This window comes from Agromyces sp. Root81, from assembly GCF_001429165.1.
Taxonomy (GTDB): Bacteria; Actinomycetota; Actinomycetes; order Actinomycetales; family Microbacteriaceae; genus Agromyces.
In genome coordinates this window covers 137,673-151,391 of record NZ_LMIR01000003.1, presented here as the reverse complement: position 1 = coordinate 151,391, position 13,719 = coordinate 137,673, and the positions used below count along the sequence as shown (strand labels likewise).

General features: G+C 64.6%; 13 protein-coding genes. 4 read left to right on the top strand and 9 right to left on the bottom strand.

Translation table 11 applies throughout. The annotated features are described in order from the left end of the window. Positions 1–30: 30 nt before the first annotated feature. Together ASE14_RS15240 and ASE14_RS15235 are read right to left on the bottom strand one after the other, a co-directional pair. A complete protein-coding gene (locus ASE14_RS15240) occupies positions 31–417 on the bottom strand; it encodes a DUF4440 domain-containing protein (RefSeq protein WP_056656875.1) in 387 nt (128 codons plus the stop codon). 60 nt (positions 418–477) lie between these two features. After that, positions 478–876 carry a DUF4190 domain-containing protein gene (locus ASE14_RS15235; protein WP_056656872.1) on the bottom strand — a complete coding sequence of 133 codons (399 nt, stop codon included), beginning with the start codon at positions 874–876 and terminating at the stop codon, positions 478–480. A gap of 272 nt (positions 877–1,148) precedes the next feature. Here ASE14_RS15235 and ASE14_RS15230 point away from each other — a divergent pair, with 272 nt between their 5' ends. Then, positions 1,149–1,907 (top strand): HAD-IIB family hydrolase, encoded by a 759-nt coding sequence (locus tag ASE14_RS15230; protein WP_056656869.1) that lies wholly within the window; start codon positions 1,149–1,151, stop codon positions 1,905–1,907. A gap of 80 nt (positions 1,908–1,987) precedes the next feature. Here the strand turns inward: ASE14_RS15230 and ASE14_RS20160 are convergent. The 5 genes from ASE14_RS20160 to ASE14_RS15205 form a co-directional block, all read right to left on the bottom strand. Continuing rightward, a protein-coding gene (locus ASE14_RS20160) for an IS5 family transposase (protein ID WP_200953365.1) occupies positions 1,988–2,903 on the bottom strand; the annotation gives its coding sequence in 2 pieces (ribosomal slippage) (positions 1,988–2,551 and positions 2,553–2,903; 915 coding nt in all). A 92-nt stretch (positions 2,904–2,995) separates the two neighbouring features. Beyond that, complete coding sequence (locus ASE14_RS15215) at positions 2,996–3,892, bottom strand: SDR family oxidoreductase (RefSeq protein ID WP_056656860.1); 897 nt, start codon at positions 3,890–3,892, stop codon at positions 2,996–2,998. A 9-nt stretch (positions 3,893–3,901) separates the two neighbouring features. Further along, positions 3,902–4,162, bottom strand: coding sequence for a hypothetical protein (locus ASE14_RS20660; RefSeq protein ID WP_157373031.1), 261 nt, complete (start codon positions 4,160–4,162; stop codon positions 3,902–3,904). A 105-nt stretch (positions 4,163–4,267) separates the two neighbouring features. Further along, entirely contained in the window at positions 4,268–4,513 is a 246-nt protein-coding gene (locus tag ASE14_RS15210; RefSeq protein ID WP_157373030.1) for a hypothetical protein, read from the bottom strand. 112 nt (positions 4,514–4,625) lie between these two features. Continuing rightward, positions 4,626–5,087: an SDR family oxidoreductase gene (locus ASE14_RS15205; protein ID WP_235511428.1), complete on the bottom strand. Its 462-nt coding sequence runs from the start codon at positions 5,085–5,087 to the stop codon at positions 4,626–4,628. Positions 5,088–5,206: 119 nt separating this feature from the next. On the opposite strand from ASE14_RS15205, the gene ASE14_RS15200 reads away from it, so the two are divergent. The 3 genes from ASE14_RS15200 to ASE14_RS15180 all read left to right on the top strand — a co-directional run bounded on the left by ASE14_RS15200 (position 5,207) and on the right by ASE14_RS15180 (position 12,180). Further along, entirely contained in the window at positions 5,207–6,394 is a 1,188-nt protein-coding gene (locus ASE14_RS15200) for a hypothetical protein (protein WP_157373029.1), read from the top strand. Positions 6,395–6,699: 305 nt separating this feature from the next. After that, positions 6,700–9,447, top strand: coding sequence for a TrlF family AAA-like ATPase (locus ASE14_RS20655; protein WP_157373028.1), 2,748 nt, complete (start codon positions 6,700–6,702; stop codon positions 9,445–9,447). A 126-nt stretch (positions 9,448–9,573) separates the two neighbouring features. Continuing rightward, positions 9,574–12,180, top strand: a complete 2,607-nt coding sequence (locus ASE14_RS15180) for an ATP-dependent Clp protease ATP-binding subunit (RefSeq protein WP_056657686.1) — start codon at positions 9,574–9,576, stop codon at positions 12,178–12,180. Between the two features lie 113 nt (positions 12,181–12,293). On the opposite strand, the gene ASE14_RS15175 is transcribed toward ASE14_RS15180, so the two are convergent. After that, complete coding sequence (locus tag ASE14_RS15175) at positions 12,294–12,896, bottom strand: TetR/AcrR family transcriptional regulator (protein ID WP_056656843.1); 603 nt, start codon at positions 12,894–12,896, stop codon at positions 12,294–12,296. A gap of 30 nt (positions 12,897–12,926) precedes the next feature. Continuing rightward, a complete protein-coding gene (locus tag ASE14_RS15170) occupies positions 12,927–13,715 on the bottom strand; it encodes a hypothetical protein (RefSeq protein WP_056656840.1) in 789 nt (262 codons plus the stop codon). Positions 13,716–13,719 lie beyond the last annotated feature (4 nt).

The window sequence follows — 13,719 nt, the reverse complement described above, 5'->3', positions numbered from 1 at the left end:
CCTACCGGCGCGGGAGGGGTCGCCGGCGGCTCAGCCGCGAGCAGTGGTCGGTGTCGCCTGATGGAATCGAACGCGAGGGGTCTCCTCGGTGAGGTCCCAGAGCGAAGAGCGAAGTGCGTCTCCGCGCTCATCTCTGGAACGGTAGGTGAGGAGTACCAGCCCGTCGCCCACGATCTCGGCGACGTAGTCGGATGCCTCGGCCACTTGTCCGCCATCGGCTGGGTCATTCGCAAGCGCGGCGATCATCTCGTCGCGCGTCCATTCGCGCCCTGATCGCCCGAACTCGCGGAAGCGTGGGTGCAGCAATGCCTCGACGGCGGCGGCATCCGATCGCACCGATGACTGCAGGAGCGCGAGCTCAGCCGCGAGCGCGCGGGCTTCAAGAGATTGGGCGGCCGTGTCCGAGCCGGTTGACATGGATCGATGCTATCGACGCCGGAAACAGGGCCACGCGCCCAGTAACGGGGTTCGCCGAGCTCAACGAAAGACGCCGCTGCTGACTGCAGACCAGAACCCATAGGAGAGCACGATCACACCCATGGTGGCCCACCCGAGGATCGTGCCCGTGAGCGCCGCCCTCTTGCCGAGTCCATCGAGGTCTCTCGCACAACGGCGACCGGTGTGCCCGGTGACGACTGCGGTCAGAGCAAAGGGGAACCCCAGCGCGGCCGCAGCGATCCCGAGAAACGGGATCCAGGCCCAGAACACCATCGCGACGCCGATGATCCCGAACACGAGTGAGGCGGTGGCGAAACCGTTCGGTGGAACCTTCAAATCCTGCTGGATGACGAGCTGCTGCTGCGGATGCACCGGTGCGTTGCGCACCGACGGTGACGTCGGATGCGTTCCGTCGGGGGCGTTCGGGTCGGAGCTCATGGGTGTTCCTCTCGGCTCCCGCCAAGGTTATGCCGCGCTGCCGGTCCAGGCACAGCTAGAGCATGTCTGACAATCGGTTTGAGGCCGGAGACCGGAGAGAGCAGAGCCTCCGTTCGAAGCACCGGAGAAGGCGTCGAGATTGTGGACGGTGTACCGGAAGCACGGCTCGTTGCCGAAGACGCCCACGAGTGGCTTGAGACGATGCTCCGGCACGCGCTTGCTGCGCTAGGAGCTTGATCGATTGGAGGTTCGCACAGGTAGGGTCGTTGCTGATGAATCTGAGCAGCCCCACTGTCCGTGATGTGGTGTTCGACATCGACGGTACTCTGTGCTTCAACGGAGCGACCATTGACGACAGGATCGTTGATGCGATTCGTGAGTTGCGGAATTCGCACCGGGTGGTCTTCGCTTCGGCACGTCCCATTCGTGATCTGCTGCCTGTACTGCCCACCGACCTGCATGATGCGCCATTGATCGGCGGCAACGGGGCCTTCGTTCGCGACCAAGCCGGGTCGGTGGTGATTGGGTTCGATGCTGACACGAGGGCACGTCTCGACGCCCTGATCAGCGAATACTCACTGACGTACCTTATCGACGGCGACTGGGACTATAGCTTTACCGGCGATCCATCACACCCCATCTTTGCCCAGCTGGACGTTGGCAACTTGGCCACCAACACCGCAAGAGATGCGATTCGGACATACTCGAAGGCCGTGCTGTTTACCGACGACCCGTATGTCATCGCACGGATCAGAGCATTGACGCTGAGCATGAACGTACATCCCGACGAGAAGATCATCGACCTGGCTCCGGATGGCGTTACCAAATATCACGCACTCCAACGCATCGGGCTGCGTCCCGGGTCGTACGCGGCCTTCGGCAACGATCACAACGATGTGGAGATGCTTCGTCACGCGGCGTGGAGCGTGCGGGTTGGCAGAAACGATGCTCTCGGGTTCGCATCATTCACCGCACGACGAGAGGATGTTGCAGAAGCCATCCGGTCGCTTGGCCAAACGGCGTTCCGGTAAGGCGCTGCTCCGCGTCCGATCCTGGATGCCGAGGCATGAGTCTCGACCCTAGGGTGCGAGCTTGCCACACCACCGCCCCATCAAACGTGGTTCCCGCCGGACCTCAAGGGGGCAAGGTCCTTGGTCCATACAAAGACCATGTGCACGGCCACGGCCGCGCGGTAGGTGATCGCAAGTTTGTCGTAACGAGTCGCCAATCCACGCCACTGCTCAAGGTCGCAGAAGCTCCGCTCGACCACGTTCCGGCCGCGATAGTCGTCCCGGTCAAAGGCCGGTGGCCGGCCACCGCGGGTCCCGCGACGTTTACGATGACCAGCCTGGTCCCGAGGTTCAGCGATCACGGCCCCGATCCCACGCTCACGAAGATGGGCGCGGATCGCCCGGGAGGAGTACGCCTTGTCCGCGCGGACCCGATCCGGTCGAGTCCGCGGACGACCTCGCCCCGGCGAGTTGATTCGTAATTGCCCCATCAATGGTAGGAACATTGGTGAGTCACCGGCCTGTCCTGGTGTGAGCAGTACTACCAGTGGTCGACCGTGGCCGTCGACGAGCTGGTGCACCTTCGTGGACAGGCCGCCGCGGGAGCGTCCGATGGCGTGGTCAGGCGGCTCGAGGCACGGATTCGTGTAATTCGAACCAGCCCCCTGTGCGCCGGCTCACGTTCGTCGCGTGCTGATGCGCCCAGGCGATCGTGGAGTCCACCGACACCACCCAGTCCACCAACCCGGCCGCTTCCGCAGCCCCCAACAGGATGCCGAGCACGGTGTCCCAGATGCCTTCGCCGGCGAGGCGCCGATGCCAGGTCCACACTGTCTGCCACGGCCCGAACACCGGCGGCAGATCCCGCCAAGCGATCCCGCACCGATACCGATAGATGATGCCCTCGACCATCAGACGGGCATCAGCGAACGGACGCCCCGCCCGACCCGACCTCGCCGGCAGCAGTTCCTCCATCAACGCCCACTGAGAATCCGACAACATCCGAAACCGCGACACCCCTCGACCCTGCCACGCCCACCAAGAATCTGCACGCCCACCAAGAATCCGATTGTCAGACATGCCCTAGGGGCTTGGACGTTGTCGCAGACTCAGCGACTGACCCGCAGGTCCTGCCACCCGAACCCACCAGCCTCGGGCAGGCTCGCGCGGATCTGCTCAGCCGTGAACATGCGCCGCGGTCGCAGATCGTCGGGTACGGATGCCGCGGGCGGCGCGGCATCCGTCACACCCTCGGCGAGCATGCGCACCTGGGCCTTCGCGACGAGCGGTACCTTCATGGTCCATTCGGTCACCTGCGCGAGCGCGAACTGCGCCCACACCGGCCACGGCACCACGACCACTCGGCGTCCGACGACGGATGCCACGCGCCGCACGGCCTTCGACAGCATGAGCTGCTCGGCACCGACGACGGCGACGGTCTCACGCGGCATCCGCCCGTCGATCGCGGCGACGAGGATGTCGGTGAGGTCGTCGACCGGGATGGGCCGGATGGGCTTCTCGCGGAAGCCGACGGTCGCGAACACCGGCAGGGTCTGCACGGTGTGGCTGAGGTGGTCGATGAGGTGGTCGCCGCGGCCGTAGATCATGCCCGCCTTGAGGATCGTGTAGTCGAGGCCAGAGTCGCGGATCAGCTCTTCGGCCGCCCACTTCGACTCGTGATACGGCGAACCGCAGTCGGGCCGCGCCCGCAGGAAGCTCAGCATGATGACCTTGTGCACCCCGGCGCGCTTGGCCGCCTCGATCACGTTCGCGGTGCCCTCGATGTGCACGCGCTGGTAGGTCTGGTCGCCGATCTCGCGGTTGATGCCCGCGCAGTGCGCGACGACCTCGCATCCCTCGAACGCTCGCGTCAGCGCGTCGACGTCACTGGTGTCGACGCCGGTGCGGCGAGAGATGACGACGGATGCCTCGGGCCCGAGCCGTTCGGCCAGGTGGCGTCCGACGAATCCGGTGCCGCCGGTGATCGCGGTGCGAGGGTGGGTCACGTGGCGAGTCTAGGGTGTGGGCGGCTCAGCGGATCGGGGCGGTTCCTTGTCGGGCTTGGTGACCCACCTTGCCAACAAGCCGAGCGCTACAAGCACGATGGCGGGCACTGCCATCCAGAAACTGAACCAGCCGTTGGATGCTTGCCAAATACTCAATCCGACAAATGGGAGTGCGGCCACGTAGAAGCCGAACTCGATCTCGGTTCGGTTCTTCGACGACCACGCCACCAGGTCGTCCTCAGTCTTCGGAACACGTGGGTCGTCGGTCATGGACCAAGTATGAATGTGCCTCGCGCCGTCCAACGTTCGAACGTCGCCCGATTGCTCACGAACGCGTGCTGCGCCCACGACCAGGTGGCGTCCGAGAACGCGGGCTCACGCGAGGATTCGTGCGATCGCGCTCCACGCGACGAACGGGATGAACACGACGAACAGCACGCCGGTGTAGCGCATCCGGCGAGCGGAGAACAGCTTCGCGGCAAGTCGCGGCCCGTACAGTGTCCCGCCGCCGATTTGGAAGAATCGCGACAGCCGCCGCGGCGCGACGATGGCGAACACTCCCAGCGCAAGGAATCCCGAGCACATGACGATGGCGATCGTCAACTCAGCGGGGGTAGACACGACTCCGATCCTGCCATGCGTCGAGCACCCCTGAACCTGGCCGTGACCGTCTGAGCGAAGGGACCCTGGTAGCGCCGTGGCCGTGGCCGTGGCACCCGCACCGGGCTCATCATCATCGTCGGCAAGTCGCTGCAGACGGTCTAACAGAACGTGTTCGTCCTGTTCCAGAACACGAGCATCTTCGGAGGATCGTGTAGTCGAGGCCCGAGTCGCGGATCAGCTCTTCGGCCGCCCATTTCGACTCGTGGTACGGCGACCCGCAGTCGGGTCGCGCCCGCAGGAAGCTCAGCATGATGACCTTGCGCACCCCGGCCCGCTTGGCCGCCTCGATCACGTTCGCGGTGCCCTCGATGTGCACCCGCTGGTAGGTCTGGTCGCCGATCTCGCGGTTGATGCCCGCGCAGTGCGCGACGACCTCGCACCCCTCGAACGCCCGCGTCAGCGCCTCGACGTCACCGGTGTCGACGCCGGTGCGGCGAGAGATGACGACGGATGCCTCGGGCCCGAGCCGTTCGGCCAGGTGGCGTCCGACAAATCCGGTGCCGCCGGTGATCGCGGTGCGGGGGTGGGTCACGTGCGAGTTTCGGGTCGCCCCCTTCGCCCCGCCGAGTCGGTGCGGCCCGTCACTTGCGAGACGCCCTGCCCACGTCATGCCAGACCCCACGGGATGAGCCGGTCGTCCATGATGAGTGCATGGCTCCCCATTCCAGCGTGTTCGACGAGTTCGAGCGCCGAGATCCCTCACCTGCCTCGCATGCGGAGACCTCGGCTGCGTTCCTCAATCGCATCGCGGGGTCGTATTGGGACCAAGTTCGCGAACTCGTTGACGATTGGGCTACCCAACTCCCTGGTGATGCGCGGCGTGACGTCGTCGCTCGCTTACGTTCCTCTTTCGACCGGCAATCTGCCGCAGCGTTTTGGGAACTGTATCTGCACAAGACGTTCGTGGAGGCAGGTTTCACCGTCGAGATCCACCCGTCAGTACCGACTGGCACACGACCGCCGGATTTTCGGGTTACGCGAGGCTCAGAACGCTTCTATGTGGAGGCGACGTGCATCTTCGGGAGCGACATAAACGCTGGCGCTACTGCGCGTCGACAGCAGGTCTACGACGCAATCAACCGCATAGAAAGCCCCAACTTCTTCCTCGCGATCGACGTGAAGGAGATCGGCGCGCAGGCGCTTCCAACCACCCGTCTCCGGCGGGAGCTGGAAGGATGGCTGTCGGCGTTGGACCCGGACGCGGTCGAGCTCGCACTCGGGGACAACCCGAGGGGCGAGCGTTTCGACTGGAAGGAACGCGGCTGGAAGTTGGCCTTCCGCCCGATACCGGTCCGCGCAGATTCGCGCGGCCAAGCGAATCATCGCGTCCTCGGGGTCTTTGGCCCCGGCGAGGCGCAGTGGCTCGACGATGTGTCGGTCCTTCGTGGCACGATTCGCTCAAAGGGCAGCGCCTACGGTGCGTTGGATTTGCCATTGGTTGTCGCTGTAAACGTCGCTACCGCGTTCCACGACGAAGAAGACACGCTGGGCGCCCTCTTCGGGACATGGAAGATCCAGTTTGAGGTGGGCGATCCAGATTCCGCCCGCTCAGTTCGCGCTCGGGATGGGTACTGGGGTTCCCCGGGCGAATGGAAGCATCGGCATTTGGCTGGATTACTGCTGGCGCACAACGTGGCGCCCTGGCGCGTCACGCAGGAGATACCGACGCTATGGTTGCATCCTGATCCGATTGACCCGGTGAAGGCACTCGGAGTGTGGCGGACCTCCCGCCTCGATGGGACACACATCGAGAGGCTTGAGCCGTACGCAGAGCTCGGCGATCATTTCGGGCTGCCCGAGCAATGGCCCGACGGTGAGCCGTTCCCGCGCAACGAATGACTATGGGCGCGTATCTGTTACCGATATCGATCGATCCTCGTCAACGCGCTTCAGGTGTTCGAGCGTCTGTTCAAAGCTCTCACTGGGGCAAACAGCCAGCCGCCAAACCGTACTTGAAGCGCATGACGAGACTCGTGAGGCGAACCCGCCGGCGGCGGCGGCGATCGATGAGGTTTCTCGAGCTTGTTGGCGAACGAAACATCAAGCTCCATTACGGCACTGATGGTGTCATAACGAAGCTCTGGTAGTAATCATCAACGTGCGATGGTGCCACGCCCGACTACCTTCGCCGATATCGTGAACGCGTGACCAATCGACCGTTGCCCGGAGCTCGTTGGTGGAAGGTAGACTTCCACGCTCACACGCCGCATTCCTTCGACTTTGGAGGGTTGGATGGGTCAGACACCGTTCCTCCTAGCAGCGTTTCACTCGAAGACTGGGTCCTCGCATACATGCGCGCCAGCGTTGATGCTGTCATGGTCGCTGATCACAACAGTCACTCGGCGATCGAGCCTCTTCGGGTCGTGGTAGAGCGGCTCCATGCCGAGGCCCACCCTGGGTATCGTGACCTGGTCCTTTTTCCCGCGGTTGAGTTGACCACCGATGGAGGATTCCATCTTCTCGGCATCTTTGATCCCGGTGAATCGGCCGAGACCGTGAACGGTGTCCTTCATAACTTGGATTACACCGGGGTGAGGGGATCCAGTAGCGCGACGGCGAGAGACTCGCTGTTCCGTGCATGTGAGGTCATCGTCAGTGCCAAGGGCCTCGCGGTTCCTGCTCACGCGGACAGTGCGCGAGGCATCTTTGGAACGGACGGGCGGAGCCTAAAGGAACTCGTCGATGCGTCGCTCATTGAGGCCGTCGAACTAGTGGGTGACACGAAAACCGCCGAGGCCGTTGGATACGGGTGGGCGCCAGTTCTGGGATCCGACTCGCACCATCTCGATGGCTCTAATGCACCGGAAGGAGTTGCAGCTAAGTATCCGGGGAGCCATTTCACGTGGGTGAAGATGGAGCGCCCAACATTGCTCGGGCTCCGCCTTGCATTTGCCGATCCTGATCAATCTGTCGTCCGCTCGGTCGTGAGTGAGACAGATCCGAATCTCGTTAGTCATAACAGACTGATCTCGGTCGAACTCACGCAGGCCGGTGAACATGTTGAGCTTCAACTCAGCCCGTGGCTGAATTCTCTAATCGGTGGGCGTGGCGTCGGGAAGTCGACCATGCTCGAAGTGTTGCGGCTGGTGTTGCAGCGGTTCGAGGAGTTGCCTAGCGACCTGAAGAGCGAGCTTTCGTGGTTCTCGCCGGTGGCACCCAACTCCAGTGCGCAGAGATTTTGGGACTCCTCAACCACTGTCGAAGTCACATACGCAAAAGGCGACCGACTGTTTCGTCTAACTTGGCAGGGCTCGAAGCCCGAAGAGACATCGATTCTCAGGCGTGATGGCGACGAATGGTACCCGGACACAGGCTCTGTGAGTAGCCGATTCCCCGTTCTCATCTACAGCCAGAAGCAGATTTACGAGACTGCCAAAGACGTGCAGAGCCTGCTTTCCGTGATCGACACGCAACCGCACGTTCAATTCTCGCAATGGGAAGCGGATAGAGACCTTCTCAATTCAAACTATGCGGCGGCCGTCCAGAAGATCTCGGCCAATGATGTTGTGCTCGCAACGGAGGCGCGCGTACTCGGCGAGTTGGCTGATGCTGATGCCCGTTTGGATGAGCTGAGACTGCTTCGTGACTCCGGATTGGGGGACGAACTTCAGGCGTTGATGGACGCAGACGCAGCTCATCGTGAAGCCGAACAAGAGATCTCGGCCCTCGAACGACGCCTTGACGATGCTGGAGCCGGCGTAGCAGAGGTCCTAACGCGGTCCGCTGAAGCTGGGAATCAGACCGCCGCGGAGGCTCGAAGAGCGACAGCGGCATTGACTGTAATAGCCGAGCTCGAACGCCTTGCTGGTCTGCTTTCAGACACGCGAATCGAAGAGGTGCAGCAGACCGATCGCGAGGCGCGGATCTCCGAGGTACGGGCTGGGCTGAGTCGCCCTTCATCAGATGGTGAGAATGACAACGTAGACGTCGAGGGTGAGTTCACAACACTCAGCGAGCGTCGAATGGGTCTGCAGAAGCTCATTGATGAAGTTGAAGCCGCGAAACTCGCGCGGACCACGCTTCAAGAGTCAGCTGAAGCGATCTTGACGCAGGTCCACGAGCATCGCGCGACACTCACCAAACGGCGGAAGGAATACATCGCGAGTCTTGACCTCAACGCGACGTCTTTGCGTCTGGATCTTTTTGGCCAGGGTGATGTTTCAGCCATTGAAGCGGATCTGCGGGGAATTACGCAGATCAGTTCGTCCTTCGACCGATTCTTCACGGGGGAGGACGGGATTCGAGCCGTTCTCAACAGTCCTCCACAGAACCCTGCCTACATCACCGAACTTGCAAAGCTGAAGCGGATCTTGAAGTCGCTGCGGCAGCACGGGCAGAGTTCGCCGGAGCTCGAGGGTGCTGGAATCGTGGTGGAAGCACGCATGTTTACTCGCCTTGAAAGCCTGGACCCCGCCGCCTTCGATGCAGCGATTGACCTCTGGTTCCCCGAGGACATGCTTCGAGTTCGCTATCGAGCGGACGGCGAGGCCAACTTCCGCGCCCTGGAACAAGGCAGCCCGGGCCAGAAGACTGCGACGCTTCTTGCGCTCATCTTGCGCATGAGCACGGACCCGCTCATTCTCGATCAGCCCGAAGACGATCTTGACAATGAACTGATCACAGATCTTGTGGTTACTACGTTGAAGAACATGAAACGCAGGCGACAAGTCATCGTCGTTACGCACAACGCCAACGTAGTTGTGAACGCGGACTCAGAAAACGTGGTTGTCGTCCGGCATGGAATTGTCCCGGTGGTGGGGCATCAAGGTTCAATCCAAGACTCTGATGTACGCGAGGCCGTGTGCAAGATCATGGAGGGCGGTGAGCGGGCGTTCCGGGAGCGCTATCTGCGTCTTGTCGGAGAGGGTGGGGCGGTCAAGATCTCCAGTTGAGTCGCGCGATCAGCGTGAGTACACGCACATCTGCGTGGATCACATGGTGACGATACGCTGCGGGAATACCCACGCCCGCTCCGCGTTGAACTTGAGCGTACCCCGCTCAACTCTCCAGGAGGATTGGTGCCCGAAGACTTCAACCCCGAAGCCGGCGCGAGCTCGTTCGACGAGTTTCTCGCCCGCTATCTCGCGGGTGAGCAGGCGCGTCAGGCTCGGTCGATCGACCTCAGCCGGTTCCTGACCGCCCGTACTCAAGGCATCCTGCGTCAAGCAGGACGCTTCGCGCTCGAGCGCGGCCAGACCGAGCTCGACGCCTTGCACATCCTGCGCGTGATCGTCGAAGACGAGAGCGTCAAGCAGGCGATCGCCCGCATCGGCGTCGCCCCCGAGCGGCTCATCACCGCGACCGAGGCGCGCCTGCCCGCTGCCGGCGACACCGCCGACATCAACGCGGCCACGATCACCCCGAGCGCCTCCCGCGCGCTGTTCCACAGCTACCAGGTGGCGCGCTCGGCCGGCTCGACCTACATCGACCCCGAGCACCTCTTCTTCGCGCTCGTGTTGGGGCAGGATGCCCCTGCCGGCCAGGTGCTCGCGCGCGCCGGCGTCACCGCCGAGGCCCTCACGCAGGGCATGCGCGAGACGGTCGAAGCCGGCATGCCGGGTGCCGATGGCGACACGGATGCCTCGGGCATGCCGGGCGCCGGGGCATCCGACACCCCCATGCTCGACAAGTTCGGCACCGACCTCACCGAGCTGGCTGCGAACGGCGGGCTCGACCCCGTGATCGGCCGTGCCGACGAGATCGAGCAGACCATCGAGATCCTCAGCCGTCGCACCAAGAACAACCCGGTGCTGATCGGCGAGGCCGGCGTCGGCAAGACGGCGATCGTCGAGGGCCTCGCCCGCGCGATCGTCGAGGAGTCGGTGCCCGAGGCCCTGCTCGACAAGCGCGTGATCTCGCTCGACTTGCCCGGCATGCTCGCGGGCACCCGCTACCGCGGCGACTTCGAGGAGCGCCTCACCAAGACCATGGAGGAGATCGCCGCAAACAAGGGCGAACGCATCATCTTCATCGATGAGATCCACACCGTGGTCGGCGCGGGCGGCTCGGGCGACGGCGGCACCGACGCGGGCAACATCCTGAAGCCGCGCCTCGCGCGCGGCGAGCTGCACCTCGTGGGTGCCACGACGCTCAAGGAGTACCGCACCATCGAGAAGGACCCTGCTCTCGAGCGCCGGTTCCAGCCGGTGCGCGTGGGGGAGCCCTCGATCGAAGACGCCGTGCTCATCCTCCACGGGCTGAAGCCCGCCTACGAGGAGCACCACGGCGTGCAATACACGGATGCCGCGCTCCGCGCCTCCGTCGAGCTGAGCGCCCGCTACCTCACCGACCGCGTGCTGCCCGACAAGGCCATCGACCTCATCGACCAGGCCGGGGCACGGCTGCGCCTGAAGCTCGGCATGAAGACGGATGTCTCCGCGCTCATCGCGCGACTCGCCGACCTCGAGGCCGACAAGAACGCCGCCGTGAGCGCCGAGCACTACGAGGAGGCCTCGCGCATCCGCGACGAGATCTCGAAGGTGCAGGCGAAGCTCGACGAGGCGACCGAGAAGGGGCGCGCCGCGGCATCCGCCGGGCTGGGCTCTGACGGTGCCGAACGCTCGACCGTGATCGACGAGAGCGAGATCGCGGCGGTGATCTCGCGGGCCACCGGCATTCCGGTGAACCGCCTCACCGAGAGCGAGCGCGAGCGTCTCGGCGACCTCGAGGGCGAGCTGCACGCGCGCGTCATCGGTCAGGACGACGCGGTCACCGCGGTCGCGAAGGCCGTGCGCCGCAGCCGCACCGGCATGGGCGACGCCAAGCGCCCGGTCGGATCCTTCCTGTTCCTCGGGCCGACGGGTGTCGGCAAGACCGAGCTGGCGCGTGCGCTGGCGTCGTCGCTCTTCGACGACGAGCAGGCGATCGTGCGCTTCGACATGAGCGAGTTCGGCGAGCGGCACACGGTGTCGCGGCTCGTCGGCGCCCCTCCCGGCTATGTCGGTTACGACGAGGCGGGGCAGCTCACCGAGCGCGTGCGGCGCAACCCGTACTCGATCGTGCTGTTCGACGAGATCGAGAAGGCGCACCCCGACGTGTTCAACCTGCTGCTGCAGGTGCTCGACGACGGGCGCCTGACCGACGGCCAGGGTCGCACGGTCGACTTCCGCAACACGGTGATCGTGATGACCTCGAACCTCGGTTCGGAGTTCCTCGCGTCGCGCTCGGGTGCCCTCGGCTTCGTCGCCTCGACGGATGGCTCGGGCTTCAGCTCCTCCGATGACGTGCGCAACCGCGTCATGGGCAAGGTGCGCGAGGCCATGCGCCCCGAGTTCCTGAACCGCATCGACGAGATCGTGCTGTTCCAGAAGCTCGACGAGCCGCAGCTCGCGCAGATCGTGCGCCTCATGCTCGGCGCGACCGCGTCGCGGCTCGCCGCGCGCGAGGTCGCCTTCGAGGTGACGGATGCCGCGGTGGCGCTGCTGGCCGAACGCGGCTACGAGCCCGAGTACGGCGCCCGGCCCCTGCGCCGGGTCATCCAGCGCGAGATCGACGACCGCATCAGCGACCTGTTCGTGAGCGGTGCGCTCGGCGACGGCGAGGGCGTGCAGGTGGATGCCTCGGGCGGCGAGTTCGTCGTGGCATCCGTGCCCCGTGCCACCGTGGCGCTGCCGCTGGCGGCGTAACCGCTTCGCCGCGTCGCGCGTAACCGCGTGAAGCAGCGGCGGTAACCGGTCGAACCACGAACGCCCGGTCCTCCTCGTGAGGGCCGGGCGTTCTGCGTGTTTGTGGCGGGCGATCAGCTCTGGAGCAGAACGCCGACCTGGTCACTGATCTCCTGCACGAGCTCGTCGACGGTGCGGGTGATGTTCACCGTCGCCGCCATGGTGACGAACATGATCGCCGAGACGATGCGCGCGAGGGTGGCGGCGTCGCGCTCGCCGACGCGGTCGTCGCGACGCAGCACGGCGGCGACGGCCTCTTCGGTCTGCAGGGTCAGCGTGAGCGCGTCGCGGTGGTGCGGCTCTTCGGGGTCGCCGAAGACGAGTTCGCGCAGGTAGGTGCGCCCGTTGTCGATCTGGATGCGGTTGCAGTGCACGACCGGGCGCACGATCGCCATCACTGCGTCGAGCGCATCGGGCAGGCTCGCTGCGGCCGCGCGTCCCTCTTCGAGGGCGTCGGCGTAGGCGGAGTTCTGCACGAGCAGGAGCAGCTCGCCCTTGGTCTTGGCGTAGAGGAACAGGGTGCCGGCGCCGATGTCGGCCTTCTCGGCGATCTGCTGTGTGGTGACGTCGTCGACGCCGTGCTCGGCGAAGAGTTCTCGCGCGGCGGCGGTGATGCGTTCGAGCTTGACCTGCTTGTTCCGCTCGCGCCGCCCGACCGGTGCCGTGACCGAGGCCATTCCGTCCTCCAGGATTCGATCTGACTGTGCTCAGTTCTGAGCATAATGCGGCAGGACGCGGCCCTCTCGTACATACGTCAACGCCTCGGACACGTTGTAGGCGTGGATCGCCGATGCGAACATCGACAGCTCGTCCGACATGGTCGAGATCTCGTCGCCGTCGAAGAACGCCGCGCGCGCGGCGGCATCGGCGAAGCCGAGCACGAGCGAGGCGTGGAACCGCTGATCGACGGGATTGTCGTGGGCGACGTCGGGCGTGTTCCAGAGCCGCTCGTTCCAGGGCATGAACACCTGGGTGCGCAGCTCGGTCAACTTCGCGGTCTTCGCGAGCGCGGGCACGAGGGCGTCGGTGAGGTGCCTCCGGAACGCTCGGGTGCCGACGCCTCCTCGTCGCCTGACGGAGATGAGGGCACGTGACCCCGTGTCGCCGGTTCGCTCGTACCAGCGAGTGGAGTTGGGCGGCCCGGCGTACATCAGGGTGCGCCGGAACACGTTCACCTCGTCTTGGAATGCGAGTTTGGTCTGCGCGCGGCCCTGCAACGGCGCGAGCGCGGAGGCGAAGGTGACCTCGGCGACCCCGTCGACCTTGCGATCTGCGGGAATGGCCGTCTCGACACCGTGCGTGGCGGGCCACAGCCCGGCGTTTGCGGCGTCGAGGTGGAGCTGCCGGTATTCGTCGAGCCCCGGACTCGCCGCGATGATCTTCGAGTGCGGGCCTTTCCAGTGCTCCATGCCCTGTTGGCAGGGCTGATCGGTGCGCATCCACAGCAGGATGGATGACGCGAGCGCCTTCTTCATGAACGGGATCGTGTTCGTCATGGCG

Excerpts from the sequence above, each read along its gene's own strand:
- ASE14_RS15235 (WP_056656872.1), bottom strand. The coding sequence starts at position 876 with ATGAGCTCCGACCCGAACGCCCCCGACGGAACGCATCCGACGTCACCG.
- ASE14_RS15170 (WP_056656840.1), bottom strand. The coding sequence starts at position 13,715 with ATGACGAACACGATCCCGTTCATGAAGAAGGCGCTCGCGTCATCCATC.
- ASE14_RS20660 (WP_157373031.1), bottom strand. The coding sequence starts at position 4,162 with ATGACCGACGACCCACGTGTTCCGAAGACTGAGGACGACCTGGTGGCG.
- ASE14_RS15230 (WP_056656869.1), top strand. The coding sequence starts at position 1,149 with ATGAATCTGAGCAGCCCCACTGTCCGTGATGTGGTGTTCGACATCGAC.
- ASE14_RS15175 (WP_056656843.1), bottom strand. The coding sequence starts at position 12,896 with ATGGCCTCGGTCACGGCACCGGTCGGGCGGCGCGAGCGGAACAAGCAG.
- ASE14_RS15240 (WP_056656875.1), bottom strand. The coding sequence starts at position 417 with ATGTCAACCGGCTCGGACACGGCCGCCCAATCTCTTGAAGCCCGCGCG.
- ASE14_RS15200 (WP_157373029.1), top strand. The coding sequence starts at position 5,207 with ATGGCTCCCCATTCCAGCGTGTTCGACGAGTTCGAGCGCCGAGATCCC.